The following is a 13,784-nucleotide window of genomic DNA, read 5'->3' on the forward strand; positions in this document are numbered from 1 at the left end:
CATTTTTGACCTGCGTCATAAGCGGAATTAGGTTCTCCGCGGCCGGTAGTAAGCACAGCGAGCGAGTGGAGAACCTCCGTGTCACCGACCGACGCGTCCGCGTCGTACTTCCTGAGCAGTGACGTCACCCAGCAGGCCGTCGCCGTTCCCGGCTGGGTGCAGGACAACCTCGGCACCCTGATCGGGGTCCCGGTGCGCATCCTCGTGATCGTCGTGGCCGCGGTCATCGTGCGGGCGATCGCCAAGCGCGCCATCACGCGCGTCGTGAAGCGCATACTCCAGCCGGCGAACGGCGAGGAGGACGCGCCCCGCCGCACCGGGCGCGGCCCCGCCGTGCTCCAGCGCGACCGCTCGCGCGCGGACGAGCGGCGCCAGCAGCGCGCCCGCACCATCGGCTCGGTGCTCAGCAGCATCGTGACCATCGTCGTCGCCGTGATGGCGCTGGCGATGATCCTGGACCAGGTCGGCATCGCCCTCGGCCCGCTGCTCGCCAGCGCCGGCGTGGTCGGTCTGGCCATCGGCTTCGGCGCGCAGAGCCTGGTCGCCGACTACCTCTCCGGCATGCTGATCATGGTCGAGGACCAGTACGGCGTCGGCGACTCGGTCGACCTGGGCGAGGCCATCGGCGAGGTGGAGCACGTCGGCCTGCGGCTGACCCAGGTCCGCGACCTCAACGGCGGTCTGTGGCACATCCGCAACGGCGAGATCCTGCGCGTGCGCAACGACAGCCAGGAGTGGGCCCGCGCGGTCCTCGACGTGCCGGTCGCCTACGACTCCAACCTGGACACCGTCTACAGCGTGCTGGAGGAGACCGGCCAGAGCCTGCGCCAGGACGCCACGTACGGCAAGGACCTGCTGGAGGACCCGGCGGTCTGGGGCGTGCAGTCGATCGACCCGGACGGCCTCGTCGTGCGCGTCGCGGTCAAGACCGCGCCGCTCAAGCAGTGGGCCGTCACCCGCGAGCTGCGCCGCCGCGTGAAGGAGGGCCTGGACGCCGCGGGCGTGGACATCCCGCATCCGCAGCGCACCGTGTGGATGCGCAAGGAGGAAGGCGACGGCGCGCTGGGCGGCAAGGTGAACGCCCCGGCCCAGCGCTGACCCCGGGGCCGGCCCCGGCCGGCCCGGCTCGCCCACCGGCCAGAGCGGCCCGGCGGCCCACGGCGCGTGCGCCGGGCCGCCGGGCCGTTTCCGGTGAGCACGCCCCGTCCGCGCGCCCTGTCCGCACACCCTGCTCGCGCGGCGCCCGCACGGTGACCGCACGCGCACCACCGGTAACCGCCGCCGTAGCGCGCCGTGTTGGGGAACACGCGTACGGTGATGGGGTCCTCCGGCACTGGCCTCCGGGGTGTCCCATCCCGTTTCATGGGAAGCAGAAGACTTTCCTGCCTCAAGGGATCACCCCATGACCACCCCGCTCGAAGCCGGCTGCCCGCACATAGCCCCCGCGGACCAGCTCCCCTTCCCGTCCCAGCACCACCGGCACGCGGAAGGGGAGGAGCAGGAGGGACCGCTGGGCAGCCGCACCGTACGGATCATGCGGGCGGCGCTCGCCCTGAGCGCCCTGAGCGCGCTGCACTCCCTGAACTCCCTGGGCAGACGGCGTACGGGGGCGAGCGAGGCCGCCGTGCCGCTGAGCAGCTCCGAGATCAACCGGAAGAAGACGGCCACCGGGCACCGGAGAGTGCCCCGCCCGCGCTGAGCTCCCGCCGGGCTGTCCGGGCACGCCGCGCCCCGGGTCCCGCTCCGGAGGGACCCCCGGGTCCCGCTCCGGCTAGCGCTCGCGTTCGCCGCCGGTGGCCGCCGCTGCCGCGGTCGCCAGGCCCAGCACGACCCAGGCGAACCACATCCAGCCGTTGCCGCCGACCGAGACCGTGTAGCCCGTCGCCGCCACGAGTGCCAGGACCGTGCACACCGCCATGGTCTTCACCGCTCGGGACATATCCACCCCTCCCGCCACGCCGCACCCGAAAAAGGGCCGCGGCCAGAGCCTCATCCTGGCCCGGCCGCGGCCCTCGCGCCACGGTTCTGCGCGCCCGGGCCGCCGCGACGGCGTGCGGCGGCCCGGAGTGCCGTCCGAGCGGCGTGTCAGCGGATCGGCGTGCCGGACACCGTCCGGGAGATGACCAGCCGCTGGATCTCGCTGGTGCCCTCGAAGATGGAGTAGATCGCCGCGTCCCGGTGCATGCGCTCCACCGGGTACTCGCGGGTGTATCCGTTGCCGCCGAGGATCTGCATGGCCTGGGCGGTGACCTTCTTCGCCGTCTCGGCCGCGTACAGCTTGGACATCGAGCCCTCGGCTGACTCGAAGGGGCGGCCCGCCGCGGCCATCCAGGAGGCGCGCCACACCAGCAGCCGCGCCGCGTCGACCTGGGTGCGCATGTCGGCGATCTGGAAGGCGATGCCCTGGTTGTCGATGATCGGGCGGCCGAACTGCACCCGCGTCTTGGCGTAGTCGAGCGCCACCTCGTACGCGGCGCGCGCGATGCCGACCGCCTGTGCGCCGACCGCGGGGCGGGAGGCCTCGAAGGTGGCCATCGCCGCGTTCTTCACGCGCTCGCCGCCCTTCTTGGCGCGCTCGCGCGCGCGGGCCAGCCGCTCGTCCAGCTTCTCCTTGCCGCCGAGCAGGCAGTGACCGGGTACGCGGACGTCCTCCAGCACCACCTCGGCGGTGTGCGAGGCGCGGATGCCGTGCTTCTTGAACTTCTGGCCCTGGCTGAGCCCGGGGGTGTTGGGCGGGATGATGAAGGAGGCGTGGCCCTTGGAGCCGAGCTCCGGGTCCACCACGGCGACGACCACGTGCACGTTGGCGATGCCGCCGTTGGTCGCCCAGGTCTTGGTGCCGTTGAGCACCCACTCGTCCTTGGCCTCGTCGTACACCGCGCGGGTGCGCATGGCCGAGACGTCGGAGCCGGCGTCGGGCTCGGAGGAGCAGAAGGCGGCGACCTTCACGTCGTTCGCGTCGCCGTACATCTGCGGGACCCAGGTGCCGATCTGCTCCTCGGTGCCGTTGGCCAGCACGCCGACGGCCGCGAGCCCGGTGCCCACGATGGACAGGGCGATGCCCGCGTCGCCCCAGAACAGCTCCTCCATCGTCATCGCGATGCCGAGCCCGGTGGGGTCGAAGTACTGCTGCGCGTAGAAGTCCAGCGAGTACAGGCCGATCTTGGCCGCCTCCTGGATCACCGGCCAGGGGGTCTCCTCGCGCTCGTCCCACTCCGAGGCGGCGGGCCGGATCACGTCGGCGGCGAAGCCGTGTATCCAGTCCCGCACCTCCTTCTGGTCGTCGTTGAGGTCGAGCGCGAATGCGGAGTCGGCCATGTCCGTCTTCCCTCCCGGTGGGCGCGGGGCGGGGCCGGTCGGCCCGTCAACCCGCTCTCCCTGACAGCACGTTCAGCACGTTCGGTACGTTACCTTCGGTAATGCAGTCTGTTACTGGCCAGTAAGGGATGTCAACTCCCCGGCCGTCCTGCGCCCGGTTCCTCCCGCCCGCCGGAACGCGCGCCGCGAGGTGTTACGTTGCGCGGGGGGCAACGCGAGAACACGGGCGGATCAGGGCGGGGAGAACACCATGGGGACGACCACTGCGGGTGCGGCGGGTACGGGCTCGGCCGGTACGCGGACCGGCACCCCTCAGCAGGAGGGGCGCCCTCCTCGGCAGGAGGCGCAGCAGGAGGGGCAGCGCCCCGCGCAGGACGAGCAGCAGAGCGCGGCGGAGAAGCGGCGCAGAGAGCTGCTGGAGGCGGCCGACCGCGTGGTGCTCAGAGACGGCCCCGGGGCCTCGATGAACGCCATCGCGGCGGAGGCCGGGATCACCAAGCCGATCCTCTACCGGCACTTCGGCGACAAGGGCGGCCTCTACCGCGCCCTCGCCGTGCGGCACACCGACGGGCTGCTGTCCTCGCTGCGCGCCGCGCTGGACGCGCCGACCGAGCGCCGTGAGCGCGTGGAGGCCACCCTCGACACCTACCTCGCGGCGATCGAGGCCAGGCCGCAGGTCTACCGCTTCCTGATGCATCCGGCCGAGGAGCACGGCGGCGAGCAGAGCTTCGACGTGGGCCAGCACTCGGCGCCGCTGCTGCGCCGCCTCGGCGAGGAGCTGGCCGAGGTCATCGGCGAGCGCGTGGACCTGGGCCCCGGCGGCGAGGAGCTGGCGCGGGTGTGGGGCCACGGGATAGTCGGCATGATGCACGCGGCCGGCGACTGGTGGCTGCGCGAACGCCCCTGCCCCCGCGCCCAGTTGGTCCAGCACCTGGCCGACCTCCTGTGGGGCAGGCTCGCGGCCGCGGGCGACCGGGTGGGCGTGCCGGGGTTCTGAGCGGCTCCCGCTTCTGAGGGGACTGGAGGGGGTACGAGGCGCGCTCGGCCGACGCTCAGCGCGCCGCGCCCGCCCCCGCGACGGCGGTCCACGACTCCGCGCCCCACCACTCCGTACGCCGCGCCGCGCGCAGCACCCTGCGCCTGCGCAGTCCTGAGACGCGGTCCGGGTAGACCGTGCCGTCGAGATGGTCCAGCTCGTGCTGGAGGCAGCGCGCGAAGAAGCCGGTGCCGGAGACGCGCAGGGGCGCGCCCTCAAGATCGCTGCCCTCGGCCGTGGCCTCGTCGCAGCGCACCGTGCCCGCTTCGAGGCCCGGCAGGGACAGGCAGCCCTCGGGCTCGCGCAGCAGCATCCCGCCCGTATGGGCGAGGCGCGGATTGATCAGATATCCGCGGTGCCGCACGTCCTCGTCATCCGGGCAGTCGTAGACGAACACGCGGAGCGGCACGCCGATCTGGGGCGCCGCGAGACCCACGCCCGAGTGCGCGTACATCGTGGCGAACAGGTCCTCCACCAGCGCGTCCAGCGGCCCGTCGGCCGCGGTGGCCTCGCGCGCCGCCGTGTGCAGCACGGGATCCCCGTACACGCGCATCCCTCGTACGCCGCCTGTGGAACCGGGTATGGGGGAGCGCGTCATGGGCGCCAGGATACGGGGCCGTACGGGGACGCGTGATCTTCGAAGGTGCCGCGGTTACGGGCGCACCGCCGCGGATCGGTAGGCTTCTCCACGACCGAGGGGCAAGGAGGAGCAAGGACGATGGCAGGCAACACGGAGCCGCTCTCGCCGCGATCGAGGTTCGCCGTATCCGCGGGCAGGGCGGCGGCGGCGGTCTCACGGGCCGCGGGCCGCGGCAGCGGATCGGTGATCGGAGGAAAGGTCGCGCTCAGGCTCGACCCCGACCTGCTGCAACGCGTGGCTCAGCACCTCGACGTCGTGCTGGTCTCGGCGACCAACGGCAAGACCACCACGACCCGGCTGATCGCCGAGGCGCTGCGCGCCCAGGGCGAGGTCGTCTCGAACGCGCTGGGCGCCAACATGCCCGCGGGCATCACCTCGGCGCTGGCCGGCGGCTCGACCGCCAGGTACGGCGTGATCGAGGTCGACGAGAAGTACCTGCACACGGTCGCCAGGGACACCACGCCCAAGGCCATCGCGCTGCTCAACCTCTCCCGCGACCAGCTCGACCGGGCCGCCGAGACGCGCATGCTCGCCGAGCACTGGCGCGAGGGCCTGGCCGGGCAGAAGGCCGTGATCATCGCCAACGCGGACGACCCGCTGGTGGTGTGGGCCGCCTCCTCCTCGGCGAACGTGGTGTGGGTCGCCGCGGGCCAGGAGTGGAAGGACGACGCGTGGTCCTGCCCCGCCTGCGGCGGTGTGATGCAGCGGCCCGGCGACGACTGGTTCTGCGGTGAGTGCGGCTTCCGCCGTCCCACGCCGAGCTGGGCGCTCTCCGGCGACCACGTGCTGGACCCGCACGGTTCCGCCTGGCCCATCCACCTCCAGCTGCCGGGCCGCGCCAACAAGGCCAACGCGACGACGTCGGCCGCCGTCGCCGCCGCCTTCGGCGTGCCCCCGCAGACCGCGCTGGAGCGGATGTACTCGGTGCAGGCAGTCGCCGGACGCTACGACGTGGTGCAGTACCAGAACCGCGACGTGCGCCTGCTGCTCGCCAAGAACCCGGCCGGCTGGCTGGAGACGTTCTCGCTGATCGACCCGCCGCCCGCGCCCGTGATCCTGTCGGTCAACGCGCGGGGCGCCGACGGCACCGACACCTCCTGGCTGTGGGACGTGGACTACTCGCGTCTCGCGGGACACCCCATCCGGGTGCTCGGCGACCGCCGCCTCGACCTCGCCGTACGGTTGGAGGTCGCGGGCGTGGACTTCCAGGTGTGCGAGACGCCCGAGGAGGCGGTGCGCGGCTGCCCGCCGGGACGCATCGAGGCCATCGCCAACTACACCGCCTTCCAGGACCTGCGCCGCGCCGTCGGCAACTGACCACCCGCCAAAGGAGTTTCGAGACATGGCAGACACGAGCCTCCGCGTGGTGTGGGTCTACCCCGACCTGCTGAGCACCTACGGGGACCAGGGCAACGCGCTGGTGGTGCAGCGCCGCGCACAGCAGCGCGGGCTGGCCGTCGAGCGCGCCGACATCCGCTCCGACCAGGCGATCCCCACCTCCGCCGACATCTATCTGATCGGCGGCGGCGAGGACCGTCCGCAGCGGCTCGCGGCCGAGCGGCTGCGCCGTGACGGCGGGCTGAACCGCGCCGTGGACAACGGCGCGATCGTCTTCTCGGTGTGCGCGGGCTACCAGATCGTGGGCCGCGAGTTCATCAACGACCTCGGCGAGCGCGAGCAGGGCCTCGGGCTGCTCGACGTGGTGAGCATGCGCGGCGAGGCGGAGCGCTGCGTCGGCGACGTCCTGGCCGACATCGACCCGCAGCTGGGCCTCCCGCAGCTCACCGGCTTCGAGAACCACCAGGGCGTCACCCAGGTCGGACCCCAGGCCCGCCCGCTGGCCCGCACCCACCTGGGCAAGGGCAACGGCGTGGGCGACGGCACCGAAGGCGCCTGGAACGACACGGTGTTCGGCACCTACATGCACGGCCCCGTGCTCGCCAGGAACCCGCTGATCGCCGACATGCTCATCAAGCTGGCGCTGGACGTGAACGCGCTGCCGCCGGTCAACGACCAGTGGTACGAGGCGCTGCGCCAGGAGCGCATCGCGGCCGCCACCCAGCCCGCCTGAGGCACCCGCGAACACGACCGCCCCCGCCCGCTCCGCGCGGCGGGGGCGGTTCTAGTCTGGTGCAGGCGGATCGGTGCGAATCGGGAGAGTACGGGATGGATCACGGCGGGCACGGCGGCGAGGGCATGGGCGGCATGCATGGCATGCACGGCATGAACATGGATCTGCCGCCGTTCACGCTGGGCCGGGGGCTGCAGTTCTCGGCGGACACGTTCTTCCTCGTGAGCTGCGTGCTGGGCCTCGTCCTGTACGGCTGGGCGGTGCTGCGGCTGCGGCGCCGGGGCGACAAGTGGCCCGTGGGGCGCACGATTTCGTGGGTCGTCGGCGTGCTGACCATCGTGCTGGTGATGTGCACCAAGCTGAACGACTACGGCATGGTGCTGTTCAGCGTGCACATGGTGCAGCACATGATCATCAGCATGCTGTCGCCGATCCTGCTGCTGCTCGGCGCGCCCATCACGCTCACGCTGCGCGCGCTGCCCTCCGCGGGCCGGGGCAGGAAGGGCCCGCGCGAGCTGCTGGTGGCGCTGCTGCACAGCCGGTACGTGAAGATCATCTCGCACCCGGCGTTCACCATCCCGCTCTTCATCGCCAGCCTCTACGCGCTGTACTTCACGCCGCTCTTCGACTTCCTGATGGAGTCCAGGACCGGGCACATCGCGATGATGGTGCACTTCCTCGCCGTCGGACTGGTCTTCTTCTGGCCGATCATGGGCGTGGACCCGGGGCCGCACCGGCCCGGCTATGTGATGCGGATGCTGGAGCTGTTCGCGGGCATGCCCTTCCACGCGTTCTTCGGCATCGCGCTGATGATGGGCAGCGAGCCCATGGTCGAGACGTACGCGAACCCGCCGGCCTCCCTCGGGGTGGACGCGCTCGCCGACCAGAACGCCGCCGGCGGCATCGCCTGGGCGTTCAGCGAGATCCCCTCGGTCGTGGTGCTGGTGGCGCTGCTCTTCCAGTGGCACCTCTCCGACGAGCGGCAGGCGCGCCGCCGCGACCGGCAGGCCGACCGCGACGGCGACAAGGAACTCGCCGCCTACAACGCCTATCTGGCGTCGCTCCAGGCGAAGAGCCAGTAGCCCCGGCCGGTAGCTCCCGGCGCCTCTCGGCCGGGCACGGCGGCTAGGCCACCGTGCCCGGCCTCTCCGCACGCATCCGGCCGTCGGTGCTCAGCGGCGGCGCGGCCAGGTACGGGAGGTAGTGGCGCATGAAGAGGTCGCCGGTGAGCTCGCGGCGGCTGCGCACGCCCGCCTTGTCGAAGACCTTCCGCAGGTGGTCCTGCACCGTGTAGCCGGTGATGTGCAGCGTCTTCGCGATCTCCGCCGTGGAGCGGCCGAGCAGGACGAGCTGGGTGATCTCCCGTTCGCGCGCGGTCAGCCCGTACGCGTCGAGCACGATCGCGGTCAGCTCGCCCGGATGGCTGGGGCCGATGGAGACGTAGGTGAGCGGTCCCTCTTCCCCCGGCTCCGCGGCCCGCCAGGCGCGGCACGTGAGCCAGTGCCCCGTGCTGCCCCTGACCCGGGAGGTGACCTGTTCCCCTGCGCCAGCGCCACGGGTGCGGGCCGCGATGGCGTACACGGCGAGCGGGAGTGGCCTGGACGCGGCGTGCCGTTCCTGCACGGTGCCCAGCCAGTAGTCGGCCGTGGGGCTGACATGGCGCAGCCGGTGGGCGTCGTCGAGCACGATCAGGCCGGGCGCCTCCGGGACGTCCGCCCTGTCGATGCCGCTGAGCAGGAAGGAGTGGCGGATGGCGCGGGAGGCGGGGGCGCTGAGCGCGGCGGCGAGGTTCGCGTCCCCCGCCGTGAAGGGGAGCGAGCCGGGCGCCCGGCACAGCACGAGCAGCCCCCAGGTGCGGCGGCCGTCGCGCAGCAGCACGCGCAGCTCGTCGGTGAGGCCCTCGGGGCGCAGCACGTCCTGGTAGTAGACGCTCTCCTCCAGGTGCCCCGCCATGGTGTGGCTGAGGAGGCTGGCGGGGGCGCGGCGGCGGGCCATGCGGCGGATGTTGTCCGCTCCGGCCTGCTCGGCGTGCTCGATCTCGAAGAGGCGGGGCATGACCCGCGCCGGGAAGCCGTGCTCGTGCTGGCCCCCGGTGTCCAGGAACGTGGCCGGATCCAGCAGCACGGCGCACCACACATCCGCCGGCACGGCCTTGACCAGGCACTGCGCCGCCGTGTCCAGGAGCTCCAGCGACCTGGCGGCCGGCGGTCCCGACTGCACGGCCGTCCCGCGCCCGAACGCGTCCAGGAGTCTGCGGCGGCGTACCGCCACGGGGCGCGCGCTGTGCGGTGACGGGGTGCGCGACCACGCGTTCATAAAACGAACCTAGACCTCGTCCCAGAACTCTGGGATGGGCCGGGTGTCCCAGCGCGCCTACGGTCGGTCCCGATCCGGGAGGCATGCCGGAGCACGGGAAGGACCGGCCGGGCCACCCGCCGGTTCCCGCGCCCTCCCCGTACGTACGGCCCGTACGTACGGCCCGGGCCGTGCCGCTCCCGGCGCGACGCGACACGAGACGAGACCGTCATGACCTCTGCACCCGGCTCGACCTCCGCACCCGACCCGGCTCCCGACCCGACTCCCGGGCCGGCGCCCCTCCTCGCGGCCCCGTCCGCCGTCTTCCTGCGCCGCATGACCCGCTGGCAGGCGGATCAGTGGCGGGAGGAGCTGGCCGACCTGTCCCTGGCGGCGTACTCGCCGCGCGGCCTGACGCTCTTCGACCACCGCCCTGGCTTCCTCGTGCGGCTGGAGCGCCATCTGCTGACCAGTGGATTCGCGCTGGTCATCGCCCAGAACGCGGAGCCGGCCGGGTGCTGCTACGGCGTTCCGGCCTGCCGCGAGGGCGCGTGGTGGGAGGGGTTCGCCGGTCCGCTGCCGCACGAGCTCGAGATGCTGACGGCCCTGGGCAGGGTGTTCGAGGTGGCCGAGCTCATGGTGCTGCCCGAGTACCGGCGCGCGGGTCTCGCCCTCCGGATGCTGGACATGCTGCTCGCGGAGACCGCGGCGGCCGTGGCGGTCGCACGGGTTCCGCACGACGACGTGGTGGCCCGCGAGGTGTGGCGGGCGGCGCGGTGGACCCGGCTCGGACGGTTCAGGGAGGCGGGCGGGGCACCCTCGGACGAGGTGTACGTCCGCCGTCTGCGGGAGCGGTGAGGGGCGGGCCGCCGAGTCGGTGAGGGGCAGGATGCGCTGTGGCGTGGGTCACGGCGTCCGCCTCGCGAAATTCCCTGCCCAATCGGGCAATACCGCCCACAGTCCGGCGACTTCGGAGCCCCGGTTTCCGTTTCCCGGCGTCGCGCTGGTAAAAATCTCCGGTCCCCCTAAAGCGCAGGTAAAGCACCGAGAACCACAGGTAAAACCCCCAGTACAGCCCGGAGATTCCATGACGTACACGCCGTGGTCGCTGCTCAGCGACGCCGGACTCATAGCCGTCCTGCTGGTCGTCGGCACCCTGGTCCGGGCCAGGGTGCGGATCGTGCAGCGGCTGATGCTGCCGTCCAGCGTCATCGCGGGCTTCCTGGGCCTGCTGCTCGGGCCGCAGTGCCTGGGGCTGCTGCCCTTCTCCGACCAGTTGGAGACGTACGCGTCCGTGCTGATCGTCGTGGTCTTCGCCTGCCTCGCGCTGACCGACGGGCTGAGCCTCAAGGGCTTCGGCAAGTCGGCGGGCACGTACGGCTCCTACAGCGTCGCCGCGTACGCGCTCCAGGTCGGCGTCGGCATGCTGCTCGCGCTGCTCGTGCTCCAGCCGCTGTGGGGCGTCCCGGACGGCTTCGGCGCGCTGCTGTTCGCCGGGTGGGCCGGCGGCTTCGGCACGGCCGCGGCGCTGGGCAGCGCCTTCGAGTCCTCGGGCTGGGAGGGCGCCGCCTCGCTCGGCTTCACCTCGGCCACCGCGGGCATGCTGGTCGGCGTCGTGGGCGGCATCATCCTCAACAACTGGGGCGCGCGGCGCGGCCACACCCAGGGCCTCGGCCGCTTCGAGACCCTCCCCGAGGACCTGCGCTCGGGCCTCGTGCGCAACGAGGAGGAGCGCGCCTCCACCGGCTCCGCCACCACCTCGCCCGCCTCCATCGAACCGCTCGGCCTCCAGGTGTGCGTCGTCGCCGCGCTGGCCGCTGCCGCCTACGGCGTCTCCGAGCTGATCACCGGGGCCTTCCCCTCGCTGATGGTCCCGGTCTTCGCGCTGGCCTTCATCCTCGGCCTGGTGCTGCGCGCCGGGCTCGCCCGCACCCCGGCCTGGCGGTACGTGGACGGGCAGTCCCTCAAGTCGCTCTCCGGCACCGCAACCGACGTGCTGATCACCTGCGGGATCGCCTCCATCGTGCCGAGCCTGGTCGCCTCGTACTGGCTGCCCCTGGTGCTGCTGTTCGTCGTGGGGCTGGCGCTGTGCCTGTTCCTGTTCCTGTGGGTGGCGCCGCGCGCCTTCGACGGGAACTGGTTCGAGAAGGCCGTCACCACCTGGGGCTGGACCACCGGCGCCGCGGCCACCGCCATCGCCCTGCTGCGCATGGTCGACCCGAAGCTCAAGAGCGGGACGCTGGAGGAGTTCGGGGTCGCCTACATCCCCGTGGCGCCCGTCGAGACGGTCACCGTCACCTTCGTGCCCGTCATGATCGCGACGGGCGCCGTGTGGGCCGTCGCCGGCGTCTGGGTCGCGGCCGGGCTGGTCGCGCTCGCGCTGCCGTTCCTGTGCGGCTGGACGCCCAAGCGCCGCGGAGCGTCCGGCACGCCGCAGCCCGCGGAGGACGCGGCCGTCTGACGCCCGCCGCCATCCCATGAGAGAGCCCCGGACCCGCGCGGCCCGGGGCTCTCCTTCGTACGGGGCAGCCTCACCCCGTACCGCTCACGGCTGCGCCGGGTCCGGCTGGGGCTGCGGCTCGGGCTCGGGCTGCGGAGGAGCGGGCGGCATCGGGTCGGGTCCCGGCCGCGGAGGGGACGGCGGTACGGGGTCGGGCCCGGGTCCGGGTACGGGACCCGGCACCGGCCCGGGACCCGGACCGCCGGGTCCCGGCTCCGGCGTCGGCGTCGGAGGAACCGGATCGGGAGGGGGAGTGCTCATGTGCTGTGCTCCTCAACTGCCGTGTGCGTGAGGGTGTGTGTCCTGCCTGCCCTGCTTGCGCCGGTGTCAGTCGGTCCGCACCTCGCTGCGGTCGCCCGACCAGAGCGTGTGGAAGACGCCCTCGCGGTCGGTGCGGCGGTAGGTGTGCGCACCGAAGTAGTCCCGCTGCGCCTGGGTGAGCGCGGCGGGCAGCCGGCTGCTGCGCAGCGCGTCGTAGTACGCCAGCGCCGCGGAGAACCCCGGCGCCGGGATGCCGCGCCGCGCGGCCGCCGCCACCACGCCCCGCCAGCCGTTCTGCGCCTCGCCCAGCTCCTTCGCGAAGCCCTCGTCCGCGAGCAGCGAGGGCAGCCGCGGATCGGCGGCGAACGCGCTGCGCACCCGGTCCAGGAAGGCCGCGCGGATGATGCAGCCCGCGCGCCAGACCGCGGCCACGGCGCCGGGCGCGATGTCCCAGCCGTACTCCTCGCTGGCGGCCTGGATCATGTGCCAGCCCTGCGCGTACGATACGATCTTCGAGGCGTAGAGCGCCTGTTGGACCTGGTCGGCGAACTCCTCCGCGTCCGTGCCCTCCAGCGGCGGCGTCTCGGGACCGGCCAGCCCCGCCGTCGCCTCGCGCAGCTCCGCGTGGCCCGAGAGGGAGCGCGCGAACACCGCCTCGGCGATGCCGGAGACGGGAACGCCCAGGCCGAGCGCGGTCTGCACGGTCCAGCGCCCGGTGCCCTTCTGCTCGGCCTGGTCGGTCACCACGTCCACGAAGGGCTTGCCGGTCGCCGCGTCGGTGTGCGCGAGGACCTGCGCGGTGATCTCGATCAGATACGAGTCGAGCGGGCCCTCGTTCCAGCGCCGGAAGATCTCCGCGATGCGGTCCGGCGGGAAGCCCGCGGCGTTCCGCAGCAGGTGGTACGCCTCGCCGATGAGCTGCATGTCGGCGTACTCGATGCCGTTGTGCACCATCTTCACGAAGTGGCCCGCGCCGTCCGGGCCGATGTGCGTGGTGCAGGGCGTGCCGTCGGGGGCCTTCGCCGCGACGGACTCCAGCAGCGGGCGCAGCGCCTCGTACGCCTCCGCGCTGCCGCCGGGCATGATGCTCGGCCCGTGCAGCGCGCCCTCCTCGCCGCCGGAGATGCCGGTGCCGACGAAGTGCAGCCCGCGCTCGCGCAGTGCCTTCTCGCGGCGGCGGGTGTCCTCGAAGTGCGCGTTGCCGCCGTCGATGAGGATGTCGCCCTCCTCCAGCAGCGGCGCGAACTCCTCGATCACCGCGTCGGTGGGCTCGCCCGCCTTCACCATGATCACGATGCGGCGCGGGCGCTCCAGCGCGGCGACCATCTCCTCCGCCGACTCGGCCGGTACGAAGGTGCCCTCCTGCCCGAACTCGTCCACCAGCTCCCGGGTCCTGGCCGCCGTGCGGTTGTGCACCGCGACGCCGTAGCCGTTCCTGGCGAAGTTCCTCGCGAGGTTGCGGCCCATGACGGCCAGCCCCGTGACGCCGATCTGTGCGCGTGTGCTCATGCGGTCACTCCTTGAAGGACGGTCGCCCGGCGCGCTCGCGGGCCCGGGAATCACGCGGGTATCCGGCTGCGGGGCCCCGATGCATGGGCCCCGGTGCAGGGCCCCGATGCGGGACCCCGATGTGTGGACGGCACCCCGGCACATGATGGCCTGC

At 72.8% G+C, this 13,784-nt stretch carries 13 protein-coding genes; 8 read left to right on the forward strand and 5 right to left on the reverse strand.

Annotated features, from left to right (window positions below):
- Positions 1-78 precede the first annotated feature (78 nt).
- Together ABEE00_RS14005 and ABEE00_RS14010 are read left to right on the forward strand one after the other, a co-directional pair.
- The gene (locus ABEE00_RS14005) at positions 79-1,098 is read left to right on the forward strand and encodes a mechanosensitive ion channel family protein (RefSeq protein WP_345745748.1); all 1,020 of its coding nucleotides are present in this window, start codon (positions 79-81) and stop codon (positions 1,096-1,098) included.
- Positions 1,099-1,402: 304 nt separating this feature from the next.
- Positions 1,403-1,699 (forward strand): hypothetical protein, encoded by a 297-nt coding sequence (locus ABEE00_RS14010; RefSeq protein WP_345745749.1) that lies wholly within the window; start codon positions 1,403-1,405, stop codon positions 1,697-1,699.
- Positions 1,700-1,771: 72 nt separating this feature from the next.
- Here ABEE00_RS14010 and ABEE00_RS14015 read toward each other — a convergent pair whose 3' ends face one another.
- Both ABEE00_RS14015 and ABEE00_RS14020 read right to left on the reverse strand, forming a co-directional pair.
- Complete coding sequence (locus ABEE00_RS14015) at positions 1,772-1,939, reverse strand: hypothetical protein (protein ID WP_345745750.1); 168 nt, start codon at positions 1,937-1,939, stop codon at positions 1,772-1,774.
- 146 nt (positions 1,940-2,085) lie between these two features.
- Positions 2,086-3,318, reverse strand: a complete 1,233-nt coding sequence (locus ABEE00_RS14020; RefSeq protein WP_345745751.1) for an acyl-CoA dehydrogenase family protein — start codon at positions 3,316-3,318, stop codon at positions 2,086-2,088.
- Between the two features lie 250 nt (positions 3,319-3,568).
- Here ABEE00_RS14020 and ABEE00_RS14025 point away from each other — a divergent pair, with 250 nt between their 5' ends.
- Positions 3,569-4,315 (forward strand): TetR/AcrR family transcriptional regulator, encoded by a 747-nt coding sequence (locus tag ABEE00_RS14025; protein ID WP_345745752.1) that lies wholly within the window; start codon positions 3,569-3,571, stop codon positions 4,313-4,315.
- Between the two features lie 55 nt (positions 4,316-4,370).
- Here the strand turns inward: ABEE00_RS14025 and def are convergent, their stop codons facing one another.
- Positions 4,371-4,952 carry a peptide deformylase gene (gene def / locus ABEE00_RS14030; RefSeq protein WP_345745753.1) on the reverse strand — a complete coding sequence of 194 codons (582 nt, stop codon included), beginning with the start codon at positions 4,950-4,952 and terminating at the stop codon, positions 4,371-4,373.
- Between the two features lie 120 nt (positions 4,953-5,072).
- Between def and ABEE00_RS14035 the strand changes: the two genes are divergently transcribed.
- The 3 genes from ABEE00_RS14035 (at position 5,073) to ABEE00_RS14045 (ending at position 8,147) form a co-directional block, all read left to right on the forward strand.
- Positions 5,073-6,311, forward strand: coding sequence for a MurT ligase domain-containing protein (locus ABEE00_RS14035; protein WP_345745754.1), 1,239 nt, complete (start codon positions 5,073-5,075; stop codon positions 6,309-6,311).
- Positions 6,312-6,336: 25 nt separating this feature from the next.
- Positions 6,337-7,065, forward strand: a complete 729-nt coding sequence (locus tag ABEE00_RS14040; protein WP_345745755.1) for a type 1 glutamine amidotransferase — start codon at positions 6,337-6,339, stop codon at positions 7,063-7,065.
- Between the two features lie 95 nt (positions 7,066-7,160).
- Positions 7,161-8,147, forward strand: a complete 987-nt coding sequence (locus ABEE00_RS14045; protein ID WP_345745756.1) for a cytochrome c oxidase assembly protein — start codon at positions 7,161-7,163, stop codon at positions 8,145-8,147.
- 43 nt (positions 8,148-8,190) lie between these two features.
- Here the strand turns inward: ABEE00_RS14045 and ABEE00_RS14050 are convergent, their stop codons facing one another.
- Positions 8,191-9,381, reverse strand: coding sequence for a helix-turn-helix transcriptional regulator (locus ABEE00_RS14050; protein WP_345745757.1), 1,191 nt, complete (start codon positions 9,379-9,381; stop codon positions 8,191-8,193).
- Between the two features lie 210 nt (positions 9,382-9,591).
- Here ABEE00_RS14050 and ABEE00_RS14055 point away from each other — a divergent pair, with 210 nt between their 5' ends.
- Both ABEE00_RS14055 and ABEE00_RS14060 read left to right on the forward strand, forming a co-directional pair.
- Positions 9,592-10,218: a hypothetical protein gene (locus tag ABEE00_RS14055; RefSeq protein WP_345745758.1), complete on the forward strand. Its 627-nt coding sequence runs from the start codon at positions 9,592-9,594 to the stop codon at positions 10,216-10,218.
- Positions 10,219-10,447: 229 nt separating this feature from the next.
- Positions 10,448-11,821: a sodium/glutamate symporter gene (locus ABEE00_RS14060; RefSeq protein WP_345745759.1), complete on the forward strand. Its 1,374-nt coding sequence runs from the start codon at positions 10,448-10,450 to the stop codon at positions 11,819-11,821.
- A 366-nt stretch (positions 11,822-12,187) separates the two neighbouring features.
- On the opposite strand, the gene gndA is transcribed toward ABEE00_RS14060, so the two are convergent.
- Entirely contained in the window at positions 12,188-13,630 is a 1,443-nt protein-coding gene (gene gndA / locus ABEE00_RS14065; protein ID WP_345745760.1) for an NADP-dependent phosphogluconate dehydrogenase, read from the reverse strand.
- Positions 13,631-13,784 lie beyond the last annotated feature (154 nt).

The sequence above is a fragment of the Streptomyces odontomachicola genome, from assembly GCF_039605595.1.
Lineage (GTDB): Bacteria > Actinomycetota > Actinomycetes > Streptomycetales > Streptomycetaceae > Streptomyces.

Bases quoted from the DNA above. Each gene is read 5' to 3' on its own strand.
- ABEE00_RS14010 (WP_345745749.1), top strand. From the start codon at position 1,403: ATGACCACCCCGCTCGAAGCCGGCTGCCCGCACATAGCCCCCGCGGAC.
- ABEE00_RS14015 (WP_345745750.1), bottom strand. From the start codon at position 1,939: ATGTCCCGAGCGGTGAAGACCATGGCGGTGTGCACGGTCCTGGCACTC.
- ABEE00_RS14020 (WP_345745751.1), bottom strand. From the start codon at position 3,318: ATGGCCGACTCCGCATTCGCGCTCGACCTCAACGACGACCAGAAGGAG.
- ABEE00_RS14025 (WP_345745752.1), top strand. From the start codon at position 3,569: ATGGGGACGACCACTGCGGGTGCGGCGGGTACGGGCTCGGCCGGTACG.
- def (WP_345745753.1), bottom strand. From the start codon at position 4,952: ATGACGCGCTCCCCCATACCCGGTTCCACAGGCGGCGTACGAGGGATG.
- ABEE00_RS14035 (WP_345745754.1), top strand. From the start codon at position 5,073: ATGGCAGGCAACACGGAGCCGCTCTCGCCGCGATCGAGGTTCGCCGTA.
- ABEE00_RS14040 (WP_345745755.1), top strand. From the start codon at position 6,337: ATGGCAGACACGAGCCTCCGCGTGGTGTGGGTCTACCCCGACCTGCTG.
- ABEE00_RS14045 (WP_345745756.1), top strand. From the start codon at position 7,161: ATGGATCACGGCGGGCACGGCGGCGAGGGCATGGGCGGCATGCATGGC.
- ABEE00_RS14050 (WP_345745757.1), bottom strand. From the start codon at position 9,381: ATGAACGCGTGGTCGCGCACCCCGTCACCGCACAGCGCGCGCCCCGTG.
- ABEE00_RS14055 (WP_345745758.1), top strand. From the start codon at position 9,592: ATGACCTCTGCACCCGGCTCGACCTCCGCACCCGACCCGGCTCCCGAC.
- ABEE00_RS14060 (WP_345745759.1), top strand. From the start codon at position 10,448: ATGACGTACACGCCGTGGTCGCTGCTCAGCGACGCCGGACTCATAGCC.
- gndA (WP_345745760.1), bottom strand. From the start codon at position 13,630: ATGAGCACACGCGCACAGATCGGCGTCACGGGGCTGGCCGTCATGGGC.